The sequence below is a fragment of the Dactylosporangium sp. NPDC005572 genome, assembly GCF_040605515.1.
Lineage (GTDB): Bacteria > Actinomycetota > Actinomycetes > Mycobacteriales > Micromonosporaceae > Dactylosporangium.
Genome location: NZ_JBEXCY010000176.1, coordinates 1 through 24,456 on the forward strand (window position 1 = coordinate 1; position 24,456 = coordinate 24,456).

General features: G+C 71.9%; 18 protein-coding genes and 1 pseudogene. 11 read left to right on the plus strand and 8 right to left on the minus strand.

Translation table 11 applies throughout. The annotated features are described in order from the left end of the window. Window positions 1–110 precede the first annotated feature (110 nt). Entirely contained in the window at window positions 111–1,667 is a 1,557-nt protein-coding gene (locus tag ABZS66_RS46920) for an ABC transporter substrate-binding protein (RefSeq protein WP_354769538.1), read from the minus strand. 279 nt (window positions 1,668–1,946) lie between these two features. Then, window positions 1,947–3,665: a PucR family transcriptional regulator gene (locus tag ABZS66_RS46925; protein WP_354769539.1), complete on the minus strand. Its 1,719-nt coding sequence runs from the start codon at window positions 3,663–3,665 to the stop codon at window positions 1,947–1,949. 180 nt (window positions 3,666–3,845) lie between these two features. On the opposite strand from ABZS66_RS46925, the gene ABZS66_RS46930 reads away from it, so the two are divergent. Further along, window positions 3,846–5,129: a helix-turn-helix domain-containing protein gene (locus ABZS66_RS46930; RefSeq protein ID WP_354769540.1), complete on the plus strand. Its 1,284-nt coding sequence runs from the start codon at window positions 3,846–3,848 to the stop codon at window positions 5,127–5,129. On the opposite strand, the gene ABZS66_RS46935 is transcribed toward ABZS66_RS46930, so the two are convergent. Beyond that, window positions 5,118–5,597, minus strand: a complete 480-nt coding sequence (locus tag ABZS66_RS46935) for a hypothetical protein (protein ID WP_354769541.1) — start codon at window positions 5,595–5,597, stop codon at window positions 5,118–5,120. The genes ABZS66_RS46930 and ABZS66_RS46935 overlap by 12 nt on opposite strands. Window positions 5,598–5,705: 108 nt before the next feature. On the opposite strand from ABZS66_RS46935, the gene ABZS66_RS46940 reads away from it, so the two are divergent. From ABZS66_RS46940 to ABZS66_RS46960, 5 genes are all read left to right on the plus strand, one after another. After that, window positions 5,706–6,923 (plus strand): Nramp family divalent metal transporter, encoded by a 1,218-nt coding sequence (locus ABZS66_RS46940; protein WP_354769542.1) that lies wholly within the window; start codon window positions 5,706–5,708, stop codon window positions 6,921–6,923. A gap of 99 nt (window positions 6,924–7,022) precedes the next feature. After that, window positions 7,023–8,528 (plus strand): CoA-acylating methylmalonate-semialdehyde dehydrogenase, encoded by a 1,506-nt coding sequence (locus ABZS66_RS46945; RefSeq protein WP_354769543.1) that lies wholly within the window; start codon window positions 7,023–7,025, stop codon window positions 8,526–8,528. 21 nt (window positions 8,529–8,549) lie between these two features. Continuing rightward, window positions 8,550–9,980, plus strand: a complete 1,431-nt coding sequence (locus ABZS66_RS46950) for an MFS transporter (RefSeq protein ID WP_354769544.1) — start codon at window positions 8,550–8,552, stop codon at window positions 9,978–9,980. Between the two features lie 123 nt (window positions 9,981–10,103). Beyond that, window positions 10,104–10,637, plus strand: coding sequence for a SigE family RNA polymerase sigma factor (locus ABZS66_RS46955; RefSeq protein ID WP_354769545.1), 534 nt, complete (start codon window positions 10,104–10,106; stop codon window positions 10,635–10,637). Continuing rightward, complete coding sequence (locus tag ABZS66_RS46960; RefSeq protein ID WP_354769546.1) at window positions 10,634–11,965, plus strand: hypothetical protein; 1,332 nt, start codon at window positions 10,634–10,636, stop codon at window positions 11,963–11,965. Before ABZS66_RS46955 ends, ABZS66_RS46960 begins: the two co-directional genes overlap by 4 nt. 4 nt (window positions 11,966–11,969) lie before the next feature. Here ABZS66_RS46960 and ABZS66_RS46965 read toward each other — a convergent pair whose 3' ends face one another. The 4 genes from ABZS66_RS46965 to ABZS66_RS46980 all read right to left on the minus strand — a co-directional run bounded on the left by ABZS66_RS46965 (window position 11,970) and on the right by ABZS66_RS46980 (window position 17,665). Beyond that, complete coding sequence (locus ABZS66_RS46965) at window positions 11,970–12,605, minus strand: NAD(P)-binding domain-containing protein (protein WP_354769547.1); 636 nt, start codon at window positions 12,603–12,605, stop codon at window positions 11,970–11,972. A 43-nt stretch (window positions 12,606–12,648) separates the two neighbouring features. Beyond that, window positions 12,649–13,962, minus strand: a complete 1,314-nt coding sequence (locus ABZS66_RS46970; protein WP_354769548.1) for a ferric reductase-like transmembrane domain-containing protein — start codon at window positions 13,960–13,962, stop codon at window positions 12,649–12,651. A gap of 66 nt (window positions 13,963–14,028) precedes the next feature. Continuing rightward, the gene (locus tag ABZS66_RS46975) at window positions 14,029–15,492 is read right to left on the minus strand and encodes a DUF1996 domain-containing protein (protein WP_354769549.1); all 1,464 of its coding nucleotides are present in this window, start codon (window positions 15,490–15,492) and stop codon (window positions 14,029–14,031) included. Window positions 15,493–15,784: 292 nt separating this feature from the next. Next, on the minus strand, window positions 15,785–17,665 hold the full coding sequence (locus ABZS66_RS46980; protein ID WP_354769550.1) for a DUF4118 domain-containing protein: 1,881 nt from the start codon (window positions 17,663–17,665) through the stop codon (window positions 15,785–15,787). Between the two features lie 294 nt (window positions 17,666–17,959). Here ABZS66_RS46980 and ABZS66_RS46985 point away from each other — a divergent pair, with 294 nt between their 5' ends. The 4 genes from ABZS66_RS46985 to ABZS66_RS47000 all read left to right on the plus strand — a co-directional run bounded on the left by ABZS66_RS46985 (window position 17,960) and on the right by ABZS66_RS47000 (window position 22,524). After that, window positions 17,960–18,892: an ABC transporter substrate-binding protein gene (locus tag ABZS66_RS46985; RefSeq protein ID WP_354769551.1), complete on the plus strand. Its 933-nt coding sequence runs from the start codon at window positions 17,960–17,962 to the stop codon at window positions 18,890–18,892. After that, a complete protein-coding gene (locus ABZS66_RS46990) occupies window positions 18,889–19,953 on the plus strand; it encodes an iron ABC transporter permease (RefSeq protein ID WP_354769552.1) in 1,065 nt (354 codons plus the stop codon). Before ABZS66_RS46985 ends, ABZS66_RS46990 begins: the two co-directional genes overlap by 4 nt. 59 nt (window positions 19,954–20,012) lie before the next feature. Further along, window positions 20,013–20,798 (plus strand): ABC transporter ATP-binding protein, encoded by a 786-nt coding sequence (locus ABZS66_RS46995; RefSeq protein WP_354769553.1) that lies wholly within the window; start codon window positions 20,013–20,015, stop codon window positions 20,796–20,798. A gap of 151 nt (window positions 20,799–20,949) precedes the next feature. After that, entirely contained in the window at window positions 20,950–22,524 is a 1,575-nt protein-coding gene (locus ABZS66_RS47000; RefSeq protein ID WP_354769554.1) for a CBM35 domain-containing protein, read from the plus strand. A 168-nt stretch (window positions 22,525–22,692) separates the two neighbouring features. Here the strand turns inward: ABZS66_RS47000 and ABZS66_RS47005 are convergent, their stop codons facing one another. Then, the gene (locus tag ABZS66_RS47005; protein WP_354769555.1) at window positions 22,693–23,850 is read right to left on the minus strand and encodes an endonuclease; all 1,158 of its coding nucleotides are present in this window, start codon (window positions 23,848–23,850) and stop codon (window positions 22,693–22,695) included. Between the two features lie 323 nt (window positions 23,851–24,173). On the opposite strand from ABZS66_RS47005, the pseudogene ABZS66_RS47010 reads away from it, so the two are divergent. After that, window positions 24,174–24,456, plus strand: a pseudogene (locus tag ABZS66_RS47010) (hypothetical protein); the annotation flags it as partial.

Sequence of the window (24,456 nt, forward strand, 5' to 3'; positions counted from 1 at the left end):
CGCGCGCGACTTATTCTTGTCCCCGTCCCGGGTCTTGGTTTTGGGCGCGGTTTTGGGCCCCGGGGGGGCCGCGAACCCCGTCACGGGCGCCCGCGGCCGGCCGCGGATCGTCAGCTAGCGCGCCACGCGTACTGCCAGTAGACGCCGGCGCCCGAGTTCGTACCGGCGACCGTGATGCCCTTGATCTTCTTGCTCACGTACAGGTGGCCGGTCTGGTAGCGCCAGGTGCGCAGCGGCCCGTCCTTGGACAGTTCGCCGACGACCTCCTTGTAGGCCGCGGCGACCTCCTCGGGCTTGCCCGAGGACCGGGACAGCTCGAGTGCCGTGTCCACCTTGGGGTTGGAGTAGCCCATGACGTTCAGCGCCGCGTCGGTGTGGAAGACGTCGTAGAGCCTGTCCATCTCCTGCGACAGGGTGGCTCCCATGATCGTCTGGAACTCCCGCTTCGTGGACAGCGAGCTGAGCGTCGCCCCGTCGACCGCGTTGAGCTTGAAGGTCAGGCCCTTGATCTGCTGCATCTGCGACTGGATGAGCTGCGCGACCTGTTCCAGGGCCGGCAGGCCCGCGTAGCAGGTGAAGGTGACCGTCTCGGAGGTCTTGCCGGTCCGCCGCAGGTAGTCGTCGAAGAGCCGCTGGGCCTCGGCGAGGTTCTTGTCCGGGAACTTGCCCATCGCGTCGTCGCGCTCCGTGGCGCCCGGCCGCAGCAGCTGGTCGACCGGCTGGTCGCCCGGGTAGACCGCGTTGTTGATCTGGGCGCTGTCGAAGGCCATCAGCATCGCCTTGCGCAGCCCCTCGTCCTTGACGACCGGGTCCTTCAGGTTGAACTGCAGCCCGGTGCCGCCCACCAGCGGCACCCGGTAGATCTGGTAGTCACCCGTGGACTCGATCGTCCGGGCGTCCTTGGTCAGCAGCGACCAGTCCACGTCGATCTCGCCGCCGCGCAGGGCGTTGAGCCGCTGGTCGTCGGCGCCGATCACCTTGATGGTGAGCGCGTCGAGGTAGGGCAGGCCGGGCTCGAAGTACGTCGGGTTGCGGGTGTACTCGATCTGCGAGTTGCGCGTCCACTTCTTGAGCACGAACGGGCCGGCGCCGACCGGCGAGTTGGCGACGTCCGCGCCGGCCTTCTGGATGGCCGCCGGCGAACCGATCGCGCTGAGGCCGCGCACCAGCGCCCACGGCAGCTGGTAGTTGACCTTGTCGAGGGTCACCGCGACGGTCTGCGGGTCGGCGACCTTCCACGTCATGCCCTGGGTGTTGCGCGCGGCCGGGGACAGCGTCTTGGGGTCCTTGACGCGGTCCCAGTTGAAGGCCACCGCGGCGGCGTCGAACGGGGTCCCGTCGCTGAAGGTGACCCCGCTGCGCAGCTTGAGGGTCCAGTTCTTGCCGTCCGTGGTGTCGAAGGACTCGGCCATCTGACCGACGAACGCCTTCTTGTCCAGGTCGTAGCGCAGCAGCGTGCCGAAGATCGGCGCGCACCGGTCGAACGACTGGACCGCGCAGACCGCCGGGTCCAGGGAGGTGACCTCGACGTTCACCGCGTAGGTCGCCTTGCCGCCCTTCGTCGGCGTGCCCGACTCTGCGCCGTCCCCGGCGCCGGAGCCGCCGCAGCCGGCCGACGCCACGGCCAGGCAGGCGGCGACCGTCGCGGCGGCGGACCGCGATGCCACTCGTAAACCCGTCATCCTCGATTGCTCCTGTCTTCTCGCGACAGCAACGTGGTCGCCAGTGCGGCCTGGTGCAGCCGGCTCGTCCTGACTACCTGGTAACCACGGGCGGATACTCAGCGGAGCTAACCTTTGGTCAGCTCGGCGAATCGTGCGTCTACTGGCTCATCGGCGCCGCGTGTGACCGGTGCCACAGGCGGTTGACGATCAGCATCGGCAAGACGGGTCCGGCTGGGTAGGCCCACGGTGTCAAGGTGGGCCGGGCGCGTTTCTGACACACTGTCAACGCCAGGTGCGCGGGTGACCCGGCGCGGAGTCCGGGTCGGCCGCCGTGGCCTCGACGACCATGATGGCGGCGTAGAGCGACGTGCTGCGCTCCGGATCGTCCAGGTCGACGCTCAGCAGCCGCTGGATGCGGGCGAGCCGGTCGTAGAGCGTCGGCCGGGAGACCCCCAGGGCCTGCGCGGTCAGCGACTTGTTGCGTTGGAACCGCAGGTAGGCACCGAGGGTGCGGACCCGGTCGCCGCCGTCCACCGCGTCGCGGAGGAAGAGCGGTCCCAGGGTGCGTTCGGCGAACGCCTGGAGCCGCGGATCCTTGCGCAGGATGTAGAGCAGCCCGCGCAGGTGTACGTCGTCGACGCAGTAGATGACGCTGCGCTCGCCCGGCGGCCCGGCCGCACGGGAGGCCAGCGCGACATCGGTCGCCTCGGCGAACGAGTGCCGGACGTCGGCGAGCTCGGACACCAGGCCGCCGCGCGCCACCACGGGCCGCTCGGCCCCGGTCTCCTGCCACAGCTCGTGCACCCGCGCCGCGAACGCCTGGGCCGGCGGACCGAACTTGTCCGTCTTGAGCAGGAGCAGCACGCCCCAGCGGTCCGGCGCGAGCTGTGCGGTGAGCCCGTCGAGCTGCGCGCCGTCGAGCCCGGCGGCCAGTATCCGGCCCACGTCGCGCTGCCCGCCGCGCTGGTCGGTCAGCAGCACGATCGGCAGGTACTGCCGATGCCGGGTCGGATGGCCCAGCACGGCGGCTCGCGCGTGCATCGCTTCGACGCTGCCGCCCCGGCCCGACATGATCGCCTCGAGCATGGTGCGCTGCGTGCCCGCGACCACGACGTCGTCGTCCTCCAGCAGCAGCCGCATCCCGATCGCCGCCGCCGCCCGCTCGGCGACCATGACCTGGCCGCGGTCAGGCGGCCGGTCGGTGAACAGCACGAGCCGTCCGCGCTGCTGGCCCCGGACCTCGACCGGGGTGGCCACGCACTGCTCCGCGTCGTCGACCTGGGTGCCGAACACCTGGTTCAGCGTGAATGCCTTGCGGCTCCAGCGGTTCAGCAGCACCTCGGCGGCGCCGTCCGGGGCGTGCATCGCCAGGACCTGGTGCATGAGGTTGGCGTAGACGACCTCGCCCTCGCCGAGCTCGCCGGCGGCGGCGGCGAGCTGCTCCACCGACGCGTCGGCCGAGCTGAGCAGGGTGAACCGCTCGTGGGCGGCGGCGGTGACCTGCAGCAGCCGGCGCTGCCCGATCAGGATGACCGAGTGCGCGGCCTCGGTCATCTTGACGAACGACACCTCGCGCCGCAGCGCGATGAGCGGCAGGTCCCGCCGGTTGCAGGCACGGACCATCGCGGACGGCACGGCGGCGAACCGGCGTCCGAGCTCGATCACCAGGCCGGTGACGCCCTGGTCGGCGAGCGCGTCGACGTAGCGCCCGATCTCGGCCGGCGACTGCGCGAGCGCGATGCCCGTAGCAAGTATTAGCTCCCCGCCCTGGAGCAGGCCCCGGCTGTCGGCGAGCTCGATGACGTGCAGCCAGCGGATCCGCCGGCCGAGGTGCTGCTGGCCGGCGACCACGACCGGCGAGCCCTGCACGGTGCTGGGCATCGCCAGGAAGTCCGCGATCGTGAAGGCGCTCAGGCCCGCCGGCTCCGGGCTCCCGGCGCGCGTGACGGCGTGCAGCTGCGGGACTGCTCGGTCGGCGGCCAGATGGACTGCTTCGGACACCCTGGTTCCTCCCTGTCGCCCGCCGACTGCGGGTCCGGGCTGTTACCGGCGTTCCATGTGTGTCACTCACGTAACCCGGAAGTATTCCACGTCACCCGCCTGCCGGGGAGGTCAGCGAAACGAATATTTGACCCGCGCGCAGGGCACTTGCGCCGGGTCGCCGGCCGTCATACTGGTGTTATGACGGCTTCCCTCCCGAACGCATCCGACGTCGCGAGCACGAACAGCACCCGCACCGAAGCTGTTCGGCAGACCGCGGCGCGGCTGTTCGAGGCGGCGGGCTACTCCGCCACGACGATGAACGACATCGCCGAGGCCGTCGGCGTCCTGCCCGGCAGTCTGTATCATCACTTCCGGTCAAAAGAGGACATAGCCGTCGAACTCCTACTGGAGCTGAACCAGGCCCTCGACGAGTGCGGCGTCGCCGCGAGCCGCCGGTCCGACCTCGCGGCCGCCGACCCGGAAGCGGCCGTCCGGCTGCTGACCACCGAGCTCACCGAGCTCAGCTTCCGCCACGCCGCCGCCATCCGGCTGCGCGCCCACGAGGCACCGCCCAGCGTGGCCACCGCCCGCTTCGCCGAGGCCATGCAGGCCCAGACGCCCGCGCTCGACCGCGCCTGGCGCAGCACGGTGGGTGCACTGGCGACGGTCCGGCCGGCCCCGCCCGTCGACCTCACGATCGTCCGGTTCGCCCTGCGGCGGCTCGCCTTCTACGCACCGGTCTACTACCCGGGCGTCGCCACGCCGCGGGCGCTCGGCAGCCACCTGTGCGACATCGTGCTGCAGGGCCTCGTCCCCGACTGCCCCGCGGACGAGGAGCTGGACGGCTCGGCGGCGCTGGAGGCGGCGACCTCCACCATCGCCGGCTGGCGCAGCCCGGAGCGGCCGGCCGCGCAGGGCGACCGCGCGGAGATCGTCGCGGCGGCCCGGTCCGAGTTCGCGCGGCGCGGTTACGAGGCGACCACGATCCGTGACATCGCCAACGCCGCCGACGTGCGCATGGGCACCCTGTATCGCCGGGTCGAGTCGAAGGAGGCGCTGCTGCGGGAGATCATCGACGACCACGGCGCCCATTTCGAGCAGGCGTTCCAGGCGGTCATGTCCGCGGGCTCGACCCCGCCGGAGACCCTCGACGGCCTGGCGCGCGTCTTCGTGCACATGAGCCGGCGGTACCGCGAAGAGGCGCGCATCGTGCTCTACGGCTGGGCGCAGCGCGAGGCGACGACCAGTCCGCTGCACGAGTACTACGTCGCGACCCAGCGGCGGCTCGCCCGGTTGGAGCGGCTCATGCAGCACGGCTTCAGCACCGGGCAGATCCGCCGGATCGCCGACCCCACCGAGCTGTCACTGCACTTCCGTTCCCTGCTGTGGCTGCCCTTCCACGAGCATGCCCGCACCAGCGAGGCACGGGCGCACGCCGGCCTGCGCTGGATCCTCCTGCGGGGGGTGCTGTCACAGCGGTGACCCGCCCGTGACGATGCGCACCTCGCAGTTGAGGGCCGCCTCGAGCGCGGTGTGCAACCGGCTCTCCGGCACCCGCCGCAGGTCGCCCGGCGCCAGCGTCACCGTGACGAGCTCCTCGTCGCCGTCCACCCGCCGGCGCACCGCACCGTCGACCCCGAACGCGGCGAGCACCCCGCGCGCGTCGTCGTCGGTGCCCCGGCTGACGTAGGTCACCACACCGGCCGTGGCCGGGGCGCCGAACGCGTCGGCGACCAGGGCCACGTGCTTGTCCACGTGCTCGTCCAAGTCCGCCGGGTCGAGACCGGCGACGATCAGCTCCACCTCCCGGTTGCGGCCCGGCAACCGGTCCGCCGGCGAGGCGACGACCTCGATCCCGAGCTCCCGCAGCCGGCGCAGGCCCGCCTCGTAGCCGGCGGCCGGCATGGTTCCGTCGCGGTCGAAGACCACGCGCACAACGGCTGTCCGCATGCCACGACGCTAGCATCGGCGGGCGGCCGGCCCTAGACTCCTGCCCACGATCGGAGCAAATTCTTGGTCCGGACACGCGGGCCCCGTCGCGAGTGGAGCGTGTGCCAGGTGCTCAGAGTCCGTCCACGCCGGGGGCTGGTCCTGCTCGGCCCCGCGTTCATCGCCGCGATCGCCTACGTCGACCCGGGCAACGTCGCCACCAACGTCACGGCCGGCGCGAAGTACGGCTACACCCTGGTCTGGGTCGTCGTGCTCGCCAACATCATGGCCGTGCTGGTGCAGTACCTGTCGGCCAAGCTCGGCATCGTCACCCGCCGGTCGCTCGCCGGCCAGCTCGGTACCCGCCTACCCACGCCGGCCCGCATCGCCTACTGGCTGCAGGCCGAGGCGATCGCCGTCGCCACCGACATGGCCGAGGTGGTCGGCGGCGCCATCGCGCTGGCGATCCTGTTCGACGTCCCGCTCGTCGCGGGCGCGGTGTGCACGGCCGCGGTGTCGCTGCTCATCCTGAGGGTGGGCGACCGGCGCGGGCAGTTCACGCTCGAACGCGTGATCATCGGCTTCCTCGCGCTGATCCTCGTCGGGTTCGTGGCCGGGCTGGTGGTGGACCCACCGTCCGGATCGGCGTTCGCGGGCGGACTCGTGCCGTCGTTCGCCGGCAGCGAGAGCGTGCTGCTCGCCTCCGGCATCATCGGGGCGACGGTCATGCCGCACGTCATCTACCTGCACTCCAGCCTGACCACGTCCCGGCTCGACCACCGCGGCGAAGGGCTGGAGGTGTCCCGGCTGCTGGCCGCGACCAAGCTCGACGTGGTCTCGGCGCTGCTCGTCGCCGGCGTGCTCAACCTGTCGCTGCTGCTCCTTGCCGCGTCGAGCCTCAACGGGCTGCCCGGCACCGACACCCTGCAGGGCGTCCACGCCCTGATCTCCTCCGAGGTCGGTACCGGCGTCGCGCTGCTCTTCGCAGTGGCGCTGCTCGGATCCGGGCTCGCCTCCACCGCGGTCGGCAGCGCCGCCGGTGCCGAGGTCATGCGCGGGCTGCTGCACCGGCAGATCCCGCTGCTGCTGCGGCGCGTCCTCACCGTCATCCCGGCGATCGCGATCCTGGCGATCGGCGCCGAACCCAGCGCCGCCCTCGTCATCTCGCAGGTCGTGCTCTCCATGGGCATCCCGTTCGCGCTCGTCCCCCTGGTCGTGCTGACCGCGCGGCGGCGCGTCATGGGCGAGCACGTCAACCGCCCGCTGACGACGATCGCCGCGACGGCCGTCGCCGTCTGCGTCGTGTCGCTCAACCTGGCGCTGCTGTACCTGACGTTCTTCAGCTGACGGTGGCGGCCGGGCGATTGACAAGCTGTCGGCGATCTCCGCGCCCTGACTGACACTGTGTCCATTGTCGGCGGGTCACGGGTACCAGACGATGAGCCCATGACTGAGGCACTCGTCGAACACTGGGTGGACAACGCGAGGTACCCGGGCACGTCCGCGCGTCGCGGCGCGGTGACCAACCCCGCCACGGGCAAGGTGACCGCGTCGGTCTGCTTCGCCGACGAGGCCGACGCCCGGCACGTCATCGCCGCGGCGGCGCGGGCGGCGCGGTCCTGGGGCCGTAGCTCGCTGACCACCCGGGTGCGAATCATGTTCCGGTTCCGGGAGCTGCTCAATGCGCGCAAGGAGGAGCTGGCCGCGATCATCACCGCCGAGCACGGCAAGGCGCTCGACGACGCCCTCGGCGAGGTGACCCGGGGGCTGGAGGTGGTCGAGTTCGCGTGCGGCATGCCGCACCTGCTCAAGGGCGCCTTCTCCGAAAGCGTCTCGACCGGCATCAACGTGCACTCGAAGCGCCAGCCGCTCGGCGTCGTCGCCATCATCAGCCCGTTCAACTTCCCGGCCATGGTGCCGATGTGGTTCTACCCGATCGCGATCGGCGCCGGGAACACGGTCGTCGTCAAGCCCAGCGAGAAGGATCCGTCGGCGCTGCTGTGGACCGCCGAGTTGTGGAAGGAGGCCGGTCTGCCCGACGGCGTCTTCAACGTGCTGCAGGGCGACAAGGTCGCCGTCGACGCGTTGCTGGACTCCCCCGACGTCGCGGCGGTCAGCTTCGTCGGCTCCACCCCGATCGCGCAGTACGTGTACGAGCGCGCGACCGCGAACGGCAAGCGGGTCCAGGCCCTCGGCGGCGCGAAGAACCACATGCTCGTCATGCCGGACGCCGACCTGGACGTCGTGGCCGACGCCGCAATCAACGCCGGCTTCGGCTCGGCCGGCGAACGGTGCATGGCGATCAGCGTCCTCGTCGCCGTGGGTCCGGTCGCCGACGACGTCATCGCCCGGATCACCAGCCGGATGGCCAAACTGCGCGTCGGCGACGGCACCCTCGGCTGCGACATGGGCCCGCTGGTCACCGCGGCGCACCGGGACCGGGTCGCGTCGTTCGTCGACGCCGGCGTGCAGGCCGGCGCCAAGCTCGTCGTCGACGGCCGCGACGTCGTGGTGGACGACCGGCCCGACGGGTTCTGGCTCGGCCCGACGCTGTTCGACCACGTGACACCCGACATGACCGTGTACACCGAGGAGATCTTCGGGCCGGTGCTCAGCGTCGTGCGGGTGGGCACCTACCGCGACGCGGTGGACCTGGTGAACGCGAACCCCTACGGCAACGGGGTCGCGCTGTTCACCCGCGACGGCGGGGTCGCCCGGGACTTCGAACAGGACGTGCAGGTCGGCATGATCGGCGTCAACGTCCCGATCCCCGTGCCGATGGCGTACTACTCGTTCGGCGGGTGGAAGTCGTCGCTGTTCGGCGACAGCCACGCACACGGCGTCGAGGGTGTCCACTTCTTCACCCGCGGCAAGGTCGTCACGAGCCGCTGGGTCGACCCGGCGACGTCACCGTCGAGCGGCCTGGCCCTCGCCTTCCCGACCCACGACTGAACCGCCCGACCGGACCACGTCATGCCTTCCCGGCATCGCCTCATCCTGTTCGTGCTGTGCTCCGGTGTCCTCGCCCAGCCGCTGCTGCAGGCGCTGACGGTGCCCACGCTGCCGCGGATCCAGCAGCGGTTCGACACCGACCAGTCCACGGCCGCCTGGGTGCTCACCGCGTTCCTGCTCGCCGCGTCCGTCGCCGCCCCGGTCGGCGGACGCGCCGGCGACGCGTACGGCAAGACCCGGGTGCTCGCGATCTCGCTGGGGCTGCTCGCGGTGGGCTCGCTGGCCGCGGCCGCGGCGGGTTCGATCGGGCTGCTGATCGCGGCCCGGGCGGTGCAGGGCCTCGGTGGCGGCGCGGTGCCGCTGTCCTTCGCCATCCTCCGCGACCATCTGCCCCAGCACCGGCTGCGCGGCGCCGTCGCGCTCACGTCGTCGCTGCTGTCGGTCGGCTTCGCCGCCGGCATCGTCGTCGCCGGCCCGATCCTCGACGGGCTGGGGTACCACTGGCTGTTCCTCCTGCCGGCCATCGCGGCGGCGGCCGGCGCGCTGGCCGTCCTGTGGCTGATCCCCGAGTCGCCGGTACGCTCAGGCGCCCGGATCACGCCCGCGCCGGCGCTCCTGCTGGCCGGCTGGCTGGTCACCCTGCTGCTCGGCGTCACCCGCGGGCCGCACGCCGGCTGGTCGTCGCCGTGGGTGCTCGGCCTGCTGACGTCGTCCGTGGCACTGGCCGCCGCGTGGCTGTACTCGGAGTCGAAGGTCCGCACGCCGCTCATCGACCTGCGGATGATGGCGACGCGGGGGGTGTGGTCGGCGAACCTGGTCGCGCTGACGATCGGGATCGCGATGTACGGCTCGTTCGCCTTCCTGCCGCAGTTCACGCAGACACCGAGCGACAGCGGGTACGGCTTCGGGGCCTCGGTGACGGCGGCCGGGCAGCTGATGCTGCCGTCGTCGGTCGTCGGGTTCCTGTGCGGCCTGTCCGCCGCCCGGCTGGCCGCCTGGCTGGGTGTGCGCCTCACGCTCGTCTACGGCTCGCTCGCCACGGCGGCGTCGCTGGCCATGGTGACCGTCCTGCACGCCGAGGTGTGGCAGGTGGTCGTCGCCAGCTGCGTCTGCAGCGCGGGCACCGGCATCGTGTTCGCCAACCTGGCCAACGCGACCGTGGACGCCGTCCCGGCCCACCAGACCGGCACCGCGATCGGCATGAACGCCAACATCAGGATCGTCGGCGGCGCGATCGGTTCGGCGGTGGGCGTGACCGTCCTGACCGCGGACCTGCTCCCGTCGGGGTATCCGACGGAGCGGGGTTACGTGCTCGGCTTCGCCTTCATGGCCGCCACGTCGCTGGTCGCCGGCCTCGCGGCGCTGCTCATCCCCCGGCCCGTCGTCGACGAGCACCCGGGCGCCCACCAGGACACCGACGCCCCGTCGGTACCGGCGGCGACGCAGCGCTGAGCAGCTCGGCTGTGCGCTCATCGAGGGTCTACGGTGGTCCGGTGGACCACACCGGGAAGTGGTGCCGGAGGGTTTCGAACGGGCCCACCCCTCGAAACGGGGCCCGGCGAGCGTGTGGATAGTGTGCGAACCCCTCCGAGTCGTTCGTCCCCGCCCGGCGAGCAGCGTTTCGAAGAGTACGTGCGCGCCCGGGTCGCCGGGCTGTCACGCATCGCGTACCTCCTGACCGGGGACGCGCACCTCGCCGACGACCTCGTCCAGGTCACGCTGATCGAGGTCGCCGCGCGCTGGGAGCGGATCCTGGCCGGCGGGGACCCGGAGCCGTACGTGCGCAAGGTGCTGCACCGCAAGCACCTCTCCTGGCGCCGGCGCTGGCGGCGCGAGGCGGTGCCGACCGGGGCCCTGCCGGAGCGGGCCGGGCCGGACATCTCCGGTGGGGTGACCACCACGGTCGCGGTCCGCGAGGCGCTGGCCGCCCTGGCCCCGAAGCAGCGCGCCGTGCTGGTCCTGCGCTACTTCGAGGACCTGACCGAGACGCAGGCCGCGAGCGTCCTCGGCGTCACGGTCGGCACCGTCCGCAGCCAGACCCGCGACGCCCTGGCCCGCCTGCGCAAGCTCGCCCCGGCGCTGACCGATGTTGTGAGGGTGACCCGATGACCGCAGACCTGCGCCGCGTGCTCGCCGATCTGGCCGAGCAGTCCCGGCCGCTGGACAGCCGGGACGATCTGTGGCGGCGCGGCCGCCGGCTGCGTCGCCGGCGGCGGTTCACCGCGACGCTCGGCGGTCTGCTGGCGCTGCTGGCGCTCGCGGCGCTGCCGATCGCATGGCGGGCAACCCCCGGACCGGCCGAGGTCGGCGACGGCGGCAACGCCGTCCTGCCGAGCAGTTTCGGCCTCGCGCACTCGTGGCAGCAGACCGCCGAGCGGTCACCGAACGGCCCGGCCATGCTGAGGTTCGTCGTGGACCACCGCCCGGCGGTCGAGATCCTGCCCCGGCCGCCGGCGACCGTGATCGGCCAGGACGGCTCGTACCGCACGACGTCGCGCGTCGGTGGGCGGCTCTCTCCCGACGGGCGGCTGCTGGCCGTCGGGACCTCGATCGTCGACCTCACCTCCGGCCGGACCGTCCGGATCGCCGAGCACGAGCACTCGACAGTGCACGTCCTCGACTGGTCCGCGCAGGGAACCGAGGTGCTGGTAGCCGTCGATCCGTACCCGGTCGAGGGTCAGTCGGACGCGGTCCGGATCGTCGTCGTGGACGCGGCAAGCGGGCGCGGCCGGACGTTGCTGTCCGTGGGCGTCGACCCGCAGGCCGTCGAGAGCGAGGGAATGTTCTCGCCCGACGACCGGCGGATCGCGTTGGTCCTGCGGAGGTCGGCCGGAGCCCAGCAGGTGACGATCGTCGACGCGGCCGACGGTACGGTGGAAGCCACGATGCCGCTCACCGACCGTCAGCGGCTCGCGGGATGGACCGCCGACGGAACCCGCCTCGTCCTGGTCGCCGCAGAGGTCTGTGACTGGTTCACCTGCACCCGGAACCTGCCCAGCCGCCAGCACGTGCTCGACGCACGCGCCCGTCAGCGCTGGCACCTGCAGTTCGCCGACCCGGCCACCGGCGACGTCGTCGACGAGCCGCGGACCGGCCGGCCCGGCTGGCCGGACCGGCTCGTCGGCTGGTCCGGCGGCGACTCCGTGTGGATCGTGAACGACCGCGAGATCGACGCCGTCCGCCCCGGCGAGCCCGCGCGGCGGCTGTCGGTGGCCGACGGCGAGGTGCAGCAGCTCGACGTGGCCGCCGACCTGGTCAGGCAGGGACGCTTCGGCGGTCCCGCGATCCACGCGCCGGCCTGGCCGCCGCGCGCCGAGGGGTACTGGATCCTCGGCATCGGCGGGACCGGCGCGGCGGCGGCGGTGCTGCTGGTCGTCTGCCTCGTCAGGCGGGCCCGGCGACCCCGCGCCCCCGCGGGTCCCGAACCGTCGGACTGACCGCTCAGGTGCCCTCGACGCCGATGCGGGCGCGCAGCGTGTCGGCCCACAGGTCCGCGGTGTAGACCTCCGTGCCGGGCTGGTACTTGCGGCCGCCCTCGGCGAGCGGGCCGGCGTCGACCGGCTCGAAGCCGATCTGCTCGACGAGGTCAAAGACCCGCCACTTGGCGTTCGGATCGTCACCGGCGACCGCGATGCCGTACCGGAGGTTCGCCCCGGCCGACCGGCCGTGGTCGCGCAGGTGGTCCCAGCGCATCGCGTTGAACGCCTTGACCACGTGCGCGCCGGCGAGGTGCCGCTGCATCAGCTCGCTGCTGGTCACCTCGCCGTGCTCCAGCTCGTCGTCGTGCCCGTCGCGTTCCGGGTCGTAGTTGGTCGCGTCGATCACCGTCCGGCCGGCCAGGGCCGCGGCGGGCAGCTCCCGGTACTGGCCGAACGGCACGGCGACGATCACGACGTCGGCGTAGCGGGCCGCCCGCTCGGCGGTGACGGCGTGTGCGTGACGGCCGAGCTGATGCTCGAGGTCGCGCAGGGTGTCCGGACTTCGGGAGTTCGCGATGGCGACGTCGTCGCCGACCGCGGTGTACAGGTGGGCCAGCGTGGAGCCGATCCTGCCGGCGCCGATCACACCGATCTTCATACCGGTGCCCTACCCGCTGACGGCCCGTTCACGCGACCGGCCGTCACCAGGCGAAGCGCTCGCGGTGCAGGCGCGGGGCGGGGACGCCGACGCGGCGGGCGGCGCGCAGGACGGCGTCGGTCCACGGGTCGGGGCCGCAGACGTAGACGTCGTGGTCCGCCAGGTCCGGGGCCAGGGAACGCAGCGCCGCGATGTCGTCGTAGTCGGCGTACACCACCGGCAGCCACGAGCCGGGGGCCGCGCGCGGGCCGACGAGCGGGACCAGGCGGACGCCGCGCTCCCGGGCCAGCCACTCCAGCTCGGGCAGGAACGCCACCTCCTGCGGGTGGCGGGTGCGGTACACCAGGGTCGCCTTGCCGTGGCCGTACGGCAGGTCCCACAACAGCGCCAGCAGCGGGGTGACGCCGACGCCGCAGCCGAACATGGTGACCGAGCCGCCGCTGTAGGTGTCGGCGGTCATCCGGCCGTACGGGCCCTCGATGACCACCTTCGTGCCGGGGCGCAGGGCGGCGACCCGGGCCGTGGCCTCGCCGACCGTCTTCACGGTGATGCGGAGGCGGTCGGCGCGGGGCGGGCCGGACAGGGAGTACGGGTTGCCGCGCCAGCCGCCCTCGCCGTCGAGGAAGCGCCAGACGAAGAACTGGCCGGCGCGGGCCCGGAGGCGGTCCAGGCGGCGGCCGCGCAGGTAGACCGAGACCAGGCCGGGGGCCTCCTGGACGACCCGGTCGACGCGCAGGCGGTGGCGCAGCGTGCGCCAGACCGGCATGCCGAGGCGGAAGACGACGGTGGAGCCGGCGGCGGCGCCGTACATGGTCCACCAGAACGCCGACGCGAACGGGGTGCCGAAGTCGCTGCCCAGCCACAGCTCGTGCGGGATCGCGAGGGCGATGCCGGCGTACGCGTACAGGTGCAGCAGGTGCCACGTGGCGTAGCGCAGCCGCCGGCGGACCGGGCGCAGCGACGTCACCGTCACCAGCACCAGGGCGAGCAGGCCCAGGGTCGCGGGGACCATGCCGCGGTACACGGTCAGGAACGCCCACATCTGCCGCGCCGGGTCGGTGCCGGTCCGCTCGGCGTACGCCACCAGGGCCAGGGCGACGTGGGCGAGCAGCAGCGCGAAGGAGGCGGTACCCGTCCAGCGATGCCAGCGGCCGAGCGAGTCCTGGCCGAAGGCGCGTTCGAGCCACGGGATCCGGGCCATGCCGAGCACCTGCAGCAGCAGCAGGTCCGTGGACCACAGCGCGGCGAGGCGGCCGGCGGCGGCCAGGCCGGGAGCGGACGTGGACAGGCCGGCCACCCACAGCACGGTGACGACGGCCAGGGTGGACGCCGCGAAGAGCTTCGCCGCGGTACGCACAACACACCTCAATGGGAACGAGGAACGGCCCCGCCACCATGGGCGGGGCCGTTCGGAGGGACGAGATCAGCCGCCGGTGAAGGACGGGGTGGTGCCGCACTTCGCCTTCGCGTCGAGGCAGACCTTCACCAGGGGGCCGAGGTTCTCCGGCTTCCAGGCGTTGACGAAGTCGCCGTGCATCGACGAGGCCATCCCCGACGACAGCGCGAGGCCGTCGCCGCCGAGGGACTCGTAGTTCACCATGAAGGACAGGTTCGGGATGGCGACCGGGTAGTCGCCCTGGCACTTGCCGTTCTTCGCGCCGCCCATGTGCGACTTGTGGTCCGGCGAGTCGATGTGCTTGCCGTCCCAGCAGTCCTGGAAGGTCAGCTGGAAGATGAGGTTGCCGCCGGGGGCGCAGACCGGCCAGTTGCCGTCGGCGCTGCGGCCGGTCTCGGCGCTGCCGGCGCACCAGAACTGGCCCGGGGCGCCCTTCTGGGTGGCGACCTGGCGCTTCGCGTCGCCGTGGACCATGACGAGGCCGGGCGGGAACGGCACGGTCACCGACGGGTCGGGCAGGCGCGACCCGTAGTACACCCGGAAGCTCTTGATCTTGACCGGCTGCCCGTTCCTGAGCAGCTGGGGCACCCAGTAGGCGCTGTTGTCGCCCGGGGCGTTGCAGTTGGTCTTGCGGGCGAAGAGGTCGGCCGGCTTGGTGTTCGCGTCGACGGTCGGCCCGAAGAACGTGTGCATGTGGGACGCGCCGGACAGGCCGGGCAGCACGATCGGGTCGTCCTTGGCCTCGTTCGACACCGAACAGTCGGTGTGGAACTCGGCGACCCGGGTGGTGCCCGCGGGCACCGGCAGCTGCTTGAGCTGGTTGAACGCGGCCAGCTCGGCCTGCCACTTGGCCTGGTCGACGTCGACCCAGCCGCCGGCCGGGGCCGGGGCCGAGGTGGTGGGTGAGGTGCCGCCGGTCGGGGCGGCGCTGCTCGGCGCGGGCGGCGCGACCGTGGCGGTCGCCGGCGGGCGGGTGCCGTCGCCGAGCGCGAACCAGTTGACGTTCACGAAGTCGCTCTTCTGGCCGCTCTTCATCACGGCGACCAGGGTCTGCGGGCCGGACGGGACGCTCGCCGCGGTGGCGGTGACGGTCGTCCACTTCTGCCAGCCGCCCGTGTACGCGACCGGGAAGGTCGCCACGAGCGCGCCCGCCGGCGAGCCGAGGTGCAGCTCGATCGAGCCGCCGGCCCGGTTGTTGGCCGCGATCCGGGCGCTGAGCTGGGCGCCGATGGTCACCTTGTCGTACTGCATCCAGTCGCCGTCGGCGAGCCACCCGACGTTCTTGCCACCGCCGCTGTCGGCCGTGTTCTCGGTCCGCGCCCCGTTCTGGGCCGACCAGCTCTCCGCCTCGATCTTGCCGGGCGCGGCCTCGTCGGCGTTCGCGGTCGCGAGGTAGACCCCGCTCGTACCGACCGCCGCGACGACCGCGGCGCCGATGATGAGGTTCCGGGCCCGGCGCCTTCCGCGCGGGTTGGGGGAATCGTTGTGCATTCGTCTGTCTCCGCCGTCCTGGGCTGACGTCGTGGAATCCGTGCGGTCAGCAAATTACGGCAGCTCAGAGGCTTAGTTCAAGACGTAAAGGAAGACTTAGAACAGCACGCTTCCAGCGCTGCTGGTCGGGTCTCGGACCCCATTCGATTACGTTTTTCCGGCTTAATTTTGGCTTAAAGGCGGAGCGGATGCGGACGGTGACCTTCCGCAGGATCCCGGGCACCCCGAACTCCCCGTCGTCGATGCGGACAGTGTCGCAATCCGATTCAAGGGCCGGCGTCCCGGGTGTGCCTCACGACCCACGCTCAACCGCCCGCCGCGGGTCCGCCTCCTCAGCGGGACCGCTGGAGGCGGAGATGGTCGGGATGGTTGCCCGCAGCAGGGTGCCGCCGCCGGTGGGGCTGGTGATGGTCAGGGTGCCGCCGAGTGCCTCGACCCGGTCGCGGAGGGCGGTGAGGCCGGTCCCACGATGGGGGTCGGCGCCTCCGGCGCCGTCGTCGCGGATCGACACGTGCAGGGCGTCGTCGCGGGTTTCGGCCTGCACGCGCACGACCGTGGGGTGGGCGTGTCTGGCCGCGTTGGTCAGCGCTTCGGCGACGAGGTGATAGGCGGCCACCTCGATCACCGGTGGCATGCGCGTGCAGGCGTGCAGGTCGAGGTCGACCGGTACCGGCGACCGGCGGGCGAGTGCCTTGAGCGCGGGCGGCAGCCCGCCCGCGGCGAGCAGCGTCGGATGGATGCCCCGGGAGATCTCCCGCAGGTCGTCCACGGCGCTGTTCAGGCCGCACAGGGTGCGCGTCAGGTCCGCCTTGGTCTGCTCCAGCTCGGGCGGCAGGGCGGCCTGCATGACGCCCAACTGCAACGCGATGGCGAGCAGATGCTGCAGTGTGATGTCGTGCAGGTTGCGTTCGATGCGCTGCCGGGCCTGGTCCGCGGCGGCGACGAGCCGGGCCCGGGACGCGGCGAGCTGGGCCTGGGTGTCGGCATTGGCGATCGCGGTGGCGGCAAGATCCACGAAGCGCGCGACGCGGGTCTCGATGTCCGGCGGCAGCGGCTCGGCCCGGGCGGACCCGACGGCCGCCACACCCCACAGCCGCCCCTCCACCACGATCGGTACCCCGACCGAGGAGCTGATACCGAGGTCACGAGCGAGCGCGCCGACGGGGCCGGGAACGTCCTGGAAACTGTCGATCCGGGCGGGACGGCCGCTGTCGCGCACCCGGGTCAGGATGTTCCCGCCTTCGAACGGCCAGCGCAGCTGGTCCGGCCGCAGGCCGGACAGGCTGGTCGACACGATGTTGACCATGCCGGCAGGTTCGTAGCGACACAGCCACGTGCTGTAGTCACCCAGCAGTCCGTGCAGCTCGGCGGTGATGGCGTCGAAGACGTCGGATGGACGACTCCCGTGGGCCACGAGCGTCGCCACCCGCCCCACCGCGGCCTGTTCGGCGGCGAGCCGGCGCAGGTGCTCCCGGCTCGCTTCCAGCGAGTCGAGCACGGCCGCACGTTCGTAGGCGGCGTGCAGCAGCGACACCAATGACGGCACAACGCGCTCCCGCAGCCGCTGCATCGTCCGTTCGGGAACGTCGACCGGCACCAGCATGGTCCCGAGGCGGGTGGTACCGGCGCGCAGTGGAAGTGCCGAGTGCCGGTCGTCACCGGGCACGGTGGCGAGGTGGATCGCCGCACCGGGGATGTCGAGCGATTGCGCGACGCACTGCGCAACGGCGGGCAGCACCGTCGAGAGGTCGTCCGCGTGCAGCAGCAGCCGAGCCATGTCCGCGGTCAGATCGGAGTCCGCGGCCTGCAGGGTGCGCAGCCGGGACAGGTTCGCCACCGCGCTCATGGCCACCGCGACGATGAGCAGGACCGCCAACCCGACGACCTGCCGCATGTCGGAGACCGCGAACGTCTCGACGGGTTCGACGTGGAAGAAGACGAACACCACGGTGCTCACCACCGCGGTCACCAGCCCGAGCCACATTCCCCACACCATCGAGGCCACGAGCACGCCGACGATGTAGATCATGCCCGGGTAGAACGGAGTCATGACCTGCCGGAGCGGATAGACCAGGATGGTCTCGCTCACGATCAGCACGGCGACGACCGCGATCCCCAGCCCGCGGGGCGGGGGTGTCGGTCGCACCAGCCATGACAGCGAACCGACATGCACCCTGAAAGTTTAGTCCGACAGCAGCGGTACCGGCCTGGAGCCCGGCTGCGCGGTCCTGACCGCCCCTGACCGGTGTCGATGTACTACCGTGCAGGCGACCACCCGCAGCGAAACCGGTGCGACGCCGGTGCTGTCCCGCAACTGTGATGCCCCGACCGATCCGGCCGGGGACTAGCCAGGTCGCCTGCCGGGGACGGTCGCGAACCGCGCTCTCGAGGAAGGGCGCCTTGCGGGCGGGGCCATGTTCGTCACCCTGTCGGCGAAGCACCGACTCCTCGACCGACAGGAGGACAGATGAGCAGACGCACGCCCGCAACCGTCGGCGCCACCCTGGTCGCCATCGCGCTCACGCTCGGCGCCTGCGCCGGCGGCGCGGACGACACCCCGCAGCCCGGCTCCACCGGCGCCGCCGCATATCCGGTGACGGTGGGCAAGGTCACGCTGCAGCAACGCCCGGCGAAGATCGTGTCGCTGTCGCCGAGCACGACCGAAATGCTCTTCGCGATCGGCGCCGGGGCGCAGGTGACCGCGGTCGACGACAACTCCGACTATCCGGCCGACGCGCCGAAATCGCAGCTGTCCGGGTTCCAGCCGAACGCCGAGGCGATCGCGGCCAGGAACCCGGACCTGGTGGTGCTGACCACCGACGCCAACAAGGTCGTCGACCAGCTCGCCAAGTTCAAGATCCCGGTCTACCTGGCGCCCGCGGCCGTCACGCTCGACGACACGTACCGGCAGATCGACGAGCTGGGCCGGCTCACGGGCCACGGCGACGAGGCCACCGACCTGGTCGGACGCATGCGCGGCGACATCGACAAGCTGATCAAGGACCTGCCGCCGCGCTCGAGCCGGCCGACGTACTACTACGAGCTCGACCCGACGCTGTACACGGCCACCAGCACGACGTTCGTCGGCTCCCTGTTCACCATGGCGGGTCTGCAGAACGTGGCCGATCCGGCCGATCCCGGCGGCGCGAAGGGCGGCTATCCCCAGCTCTCCGTCGAGGTGCTGGTCCAGGCGGACCCGGACCTGGTGTTCCTCGCCGACTCGAAGTGCTGCAAGCAGTCGGCCGAGACGGTCGCCGCCCGCCCGGGCTGGTCCGGCATCACCGCCGTGAAGACCGGGCGGATCGTCGCGCTGGACGACGCCGTGGCGTCCCGCTGGGGCCCGCGCGTGGTCGATCTGCTCCGGGCCATCGTCGAGGCAGTGGCCAAGGTACCGGCGTGAGACCCGGCCGTCAGCCCGCCGGTCGGCTGCGCCCGCGCTGGGTCCTGGCCGGCGTGCTGGCGGTGCTCGTAGCGCTGGTGGGCGGCGTCGCCCTGGGCCCGGTGAGCCTGCCGCCCGGCAGCGTCGCCGCCGAACTGCTGAACCTGGTGCCCGGCGTGCACCTGGACAGCGGCCTCAACGAGCGCGAGATCGCCATCGTCACCGAGATCCGGCTGCCCCGGGTGGTCCTCGGCCTGCTCGTCGGCGCGATGCTGGCCCTCGCCGGCGGCTGCTTCCAGGGCGTGTTCCGCAACCCGCTGGCCGACCCGAGCCTGCTGGGCGTGGCGGCCGGCGCCGGGCTGGCGGTCACCGTCCTCATCGCGTACCGCGGCGCCGCGCAGGGCACCGCGCTCGGCGGTCTCCCGCTGACCACGCCGGTGGTCGCGTTCGCCGGTGCGCTGGCCGCTGTGCTGCTGGCCTACGTGCTCAGCGCCGGCGGTGGCCGGGAACGCTCGCCGACCACGCTGATCCTCGCCGGCGTGGCGGTCTCGGCCTTCCTGGCAGCCGCGCAGACGTACGTGATGCAGCGCAACATCGACGCGATCCGCGAGGTGTACTCCTGGCTGCTCGGGCACCTGTCCACCGCCGGCTGGTCCGACGTGCGGGTCGTCCTGCCGTACGCGGCCGTCACCGCTGTGGTGATCCTGCTCCTGCGCCGGGAGCTGGACGTGCTCTCGGTCGGCGACGAAGAGGCCGCGAGCCTCGGGCTGCACCCGCAGCGGTCGCGGTACGTGCTGCTCGCCGCGGCCAGTCTGGCCACCGCCGCGGCGGTGTCGGTGTCCGGTCTCATCGGCTTCGTCGGCATCATCGTGCCGCACACCGTCCGGCTGCTCGCCGGCGCCAGCTACCGGGCGATCCTGCCGCTGTCGATGCTGTTCGGCGGCGCGTTCCTGGCCGTCGCGGACGTGGTGGCCCGCACCGCGGCCAGCCCCGCCGAGATCCCGATCGGGGTGGTCACCGCGTTCTTTGGCGCACCGTTCTTCGTGCTCGTCCTGCGTACTGCCGGGCGGGTGGCGCTGTGACCGGTTTCCGGAGCGAGGCGGAGGAGGCCGGGCACCATGAGGAGCGGAGCGGAGGACGCTTGACCGCAGTCGAGGTACGGGACCTGCGGGTGACGCTCGACGGCGCGGCCATCCTCGGCGGCGTGGACCTGGCCGTCGAGGCCGGCGAATGGGTCACGATCATCGGACCGAACGGTGCCGGCAAGTCGACCCTCCTGCGCGCCGTCGGCGGCCTGGTGCCCAGCACCGGGTCGATCGCCCTGTTCGGCACGCCGGTGGCCCGCCTGCCCCGACGAGCTCGGGCCCGGACCGTCGCGACCGTCATGCAGTCGCCGGTCGTCCCGCCCGGCATGGCCGTGTTCGACTACGTCCTGCTCGGCCGCACGCCGTACGTCGCGCCGCTGGGCCGGGAGTCCGCCGCCGACGTGGCCGCGGTGGGCGACGTGCTGGGCAAGCTCGACCTGGACCGCTTCGCCGGCCGGATGCTCGGCACCCTCTCGGGCGGTGAACGGCAGCGGGTGTTCCTGGTCCGGGCGCTGGTCCAGGGCGCCAGCCTGTTGCTGCTGGACGAGCCGGGCACCGCGCTGGACATCGGGCATCAGCAGGAGGTCCTGGAGCTGGTCGACGAGCTGCGCCGGGACGGCGGGCTGACGGTCCTGGCGACGATGCACGACCTGGCGATCGCCGGCGAGTACGCGGACCGGATGGTGCTGCTCGCCGGCGGCGCGGTCGTCGCCTCGGGCGCCCCGGCCGACGTGCTCACGGAGGAACTGCTCGCCACGCACTACCGGGCCCGGGTCCGCGTGGTGCAGGGCGAGCACGGCCCGCTGGTGGTGCCGGTCCGGTCGGCTCGTCGTCCCGCCTGAAACTTCCATCGCCGGGCGGCGGGCGCCGGCAGGGCACGGGCGGGCCGGCGTCCTGCAACAAACCTGCACACGCTCCGCCTTGCCGTACAGAAAGCGCTTTCCTAGCCTCATGCATGCCGGATGTTCGATGGCTTGTCCGCCTGGAGGCATGATGAGATCGAAGTTGCTCGTCGTCGGCACCGTCCTGGCCGTCGGCGCGACCGTGGGGCTGACCGCCGGCTCGGCGTCCGCCGCGTCCGCGCGCTACGAGGCGGAGGCCGCTCCAGCCGTCTGCATGGGCACCATCGACAGCAACTGGTCCGGATTCTCCGGGTCCGGATTCTGCAACGCCACCAACGCAACGGGCGCGTACGCCCAGTTCACGGTGAACGCCGCGGCGGCCGGCACGGCGACGCTCGGGGTACGGTTCGCCAACGGCACGAGTGCCCGCGCCGCCGGCGTGATCGTCAACGGTTCGACCGTGCAGTCGGCGTCGTTCGAGGGCACCGGCGCCTGGAACACCTGGGTCACCAGGACGCTGACCGTCAACGTCACCGCCGGCAGCAACACCGTGCGGTTCAGCCCCACCAGCGCCGCCGGCCTGCCGAACATCGACTACCTCGACGTCGACGTGAGCGGACAGCCGCAGCCGACCAGCACGCTGTACGTGGCCACCAACGGCAACGACAGCAACGCGGGCACGCCGAGCGCACCGCTGAGGACCATCCAGCGCGCCGTGGACCTGGCTCAGCCCGGCGGCACCATCCTGATCCGCGGCGGGACGTACGCGCCGGCCGCGAACATCCAGCTGATCAAGAACGGCACGTCGAGCCAGCCGATCACGATGCGCAACTACGACGGCGAACGGGTGGTCATCGACGGCGAGAACATGTCGTACACCCCGGGCGACGTCGGCTCCACGATCCCCCGCGCGGAGCGCGGCGCCATCCACATCGAGGGCGACTGGTGGCGCCTCATCGGTCTCGAGATCATCCACGGCCCGTACGCGGTGTTCGGCGTCGACGTCAACAACAGCGTCTTCGAGCGCCTGGTCACCCGGGACAACTACGAGACCGGACTCCACCTGCAGGGCGCATCCAGCAACAACCAGGTGATCAACCTGGACAGCTACGGCAACCGTGACCCGCGCAAGAACGGCGAGAGCGCCGACGGCGTGGCCATCAAGGAGGGCTCCGGATCCGGCAACGTCGTGCGGGGTGCCCGCCTGTGGAACAACGCCGACGACGGCCTGGACCTCTGGATGTTCCAGTCGCCCATCCTCATCGAGAACAGCCTGGCCTGGGGCAACGGGTACAACCGGTGGAACCTCCCCGACTACCAGGGTGACGGCAACGGGTTCAAGCTGGGCGGCAACGGGGTGGCCGCCAACCACACCGTTCGCAACAGCATGGCCTGGGGCAGCTCGGCCGGCGGGTTCGTCGACAACGACAACCCCGGCCAGCACCGCATCGATCACTGCACCGCCTGGAACCACCCCAAGGCCGGCTTCGACGTCAGCCGCTCCGACAGCACCCTGACCCAGAACCTCGCCGTCTCCAACGGCAGCAACGCCGCCCTCGGATCGAACTCCAGCGGCTCCGGGAACTCGTGGGACGTCGGCGGCAGCTGGTCGCTCGCCAGCACCGACCCCGCCGCGGTCACGGGGCCCCGCAACGCCGACGGATCGATCCCGTCGTCGACCTTCCTGCGCCCGTCGAACGGCGCCGACGTGGGCGCCCGATTCTGAGCGGCGCACCTGTCAGCGCGCTTCCATGGTGCGGCGCGGTGGCTTGCCGGCCACCGCGCCGCTGGTGTCGCCCGTTCGTCCACTGCCGGGTTCGTCCACTGCCGGGTTCGTCCACTGCCGGGTTCGTCCGCTGCGGGTTCGTCCGCTGCGGGTTCGTCCGCTGCCGGGTCAGGAGCCCCAGATCGCGGCCGCCCACTCCGGGTGGTCGATGAACGGGTTGCGGTTGTGCTGCCAGGCGGCGTAGATCCGCTCGTTGCGGCGCTTCTCGAAGGCGTCGGGGGGATCCTGCTGGTGCCACTGCAGCAGTACCGACAGCTTGCCGATCCGGGGGGCGGATCCGTTGCCGACCGAGTTGTTGATTTCGAGGTCGGGCCAGCCGTCGTCGCCCTCGTAGCGGATCGCCATGTACATGATCATGCGGGCGACGTCGCCTTTGACGGCGGCGCGGGGTTCGAAGGAGTCGCTGTCGGTGAGGCAGCCGGGGGCCTCGCTGACCGACGATCCGCCGAGGTCGAAGTCCTTGTTGCCGCGCGCGGCGTTGACCGAGACGTCCTCGGGGCGCAGGTGGTGCACGTCGGTGCCGGGCCCGGTGGCGGTGCCGAAGTCGCCGTGCGACTTGGCCCAGACGTGTTCGCGGTTCCAGTCGTTGGCGCCGCCGCCGTTCGTCGTCTTGCTCTGCGACCGGCCGGAGTACAGCAGGATGACGTTGTTCGTGTTGTTCGGGTCCTGGTCGGTGTCCTTCAGGGCGTTCCACACGCCGTCGTACGACAGGGTGGTCTGCACCTTGATGATGTTGTGCAGCGCCGCTCGCAGTGCGGGGCCGGTCTTGCCGGCGGCCGCGGCGTAGTAGGTCTCGACGGGTCCGGTCGGGGTCGGGCCGGAGGTCGGACCGGACGTCGGTGTGCTGCCGGCCAGGCTTATCGCGGTCGGGGACTTCAGGCCGCCGTGGGCGAAGTACGCCGTCAGCTGCCCGGCGACGACGAGCCGGCGGCCCATCAGCGACGGGTTGGACTGCAGCCCGAACGAGGCCCGGTAGGCGGCGGTGATCTGCACGTACAACATCCGCGTCGTGCCGGTCTCGCTCGCCGAGTCGGCGAGTGCCAGCGCGGTGTCACCGGTGAATCCGGACCGCAGGACGGTACTCGTGGCGGTCGGCTGCCCGACCACGTATCCGACGACCGACGCGCTCCGGCCGTCCTGCGCGGCGAGGGCCTGACTCACCGACAGGTCCGCCGCCACCGCCGCGGTCGAGCTCAGCACGACCACGGCGCCCGCCGTGGTCAGGGTCATGGCGAGCGCTACCGCGATCCGCCGGGTTCTCCACATGGTCGATACCTCGCCTCTCGGCAGTCACATCAAACTCTGCCGATATCGTAGATCGCCTATGGCCTGTCTCCCGGCCTGACCCGCACTCCTCCCCCATACCAGCCTCACCATCGAGGCCGGGCGATGGCCGTCGAGCGAGCACGACCCCTGGTGGGGCCGATCCGCCCTACCCCCGGCCGAGCGCAGGTGCCGGAGGTCCCGCCAGGCCCGGGCCGGAGGTCCCGGCGGAGTCAGGTGGTTGGGCTCTGCTGGGCAACCAGCCCCGCGCGGGACGCTGTGCTCAGCAAACGAACGGCGGACCACCACAGCCCCGGAGGGCACCCATGAAGCGCAAGACGCTCGACCTCATCGTCGGTTTCGGCCTCGTCATCCTGGCCGGGCTGCTGCTGGTCGCCGGCCTCGTCCTGACCAGCAACGCCAACTTCGCCAACGACTACGTCAAGACCCAGCTCAGCCAGCAGCAGATCACCTTCAAGACCGCCGACACCCTCACCGCCGAAGAACGTAAGTCGGCGTGCCTCGTCGAGAACGCCGGCCAGCAGCTCACCACCGGCAAGCAGGCCGAGTGCTACGCCAACGAGTTCATCGGCCTGCACCTGCAGTCCA

Coding starts and splice junctions, on each gene's coding strand:
- ABZS66_RS46930 (WP_354769540.1), top strand. CDS start 3,846: ATGACGGCTTCCCTCCCGAACGCATCCGACGTCGCGAGCACGAACAGC.
- ABZS66_RS46935 (WP_354769541.1), bottom strand. CDS start 5,597: ATGCGGACAGCCGTTGTGCGCGTGGTCTTCGACCGCGACGGAACCATG.
- ABZS66_RS46945 (WP_354769543.1), top strand. CDS start 7,023: ATGACTGAGGCACTCGTCGAACACTGGGTGGACAACGCGAGGTACCCG.
- ABZS66_RS46950 (WP_354769544.1), top strand. CDS start 8,550: ATGCCTTCCCGGCATCGCCTCATCCTGTTCGTGCTGTGCTCCGGTGTC.
- ABZS66_RS46960 (WP_354769546.1), top strand. CDS start 10,634: ATGACCGCAGACCTGCGCCGCGTGCTCGCCGATCTGGCCGAGCAGTCC.
- ABZS66_RS46965 (WP_354769547.1), bottom strand. CDS start 12,605: ATGAAGATCGGTGTGATCGGCGCCGGCAGGATCGGCTCCACGCTGGCC.
- ABZS66_RS46975 (WP_354769549.1), bottom strand. CDS start 15,492: ATGCACAACGATTCCCCCAACCCGCGCGGAAGGCGCCGGGCCCGGAAC.
- ABZS66_RS46985 (WP_354769551.1), top strand. CDS start 17,960: ATGAGCAGACGCACGCCCGCAACCGTCGGCGCCACCCTGGTCGCCATC.
- ABZS66_RS47000 (WP_354769554.1), top strand. CDS start 20,950: ATGAGATCGAAGTTGCTCGTCGTCGGCACCGTCCTGGCCGTCGGCGCG.
- ABZS66_RS47005 (WP_354769555.1), bottom strand. CDS start 23,850: ATGTGGAGAACCCGGCGGATCGCGGTAGCGCTCGCCATGACCCTGACC.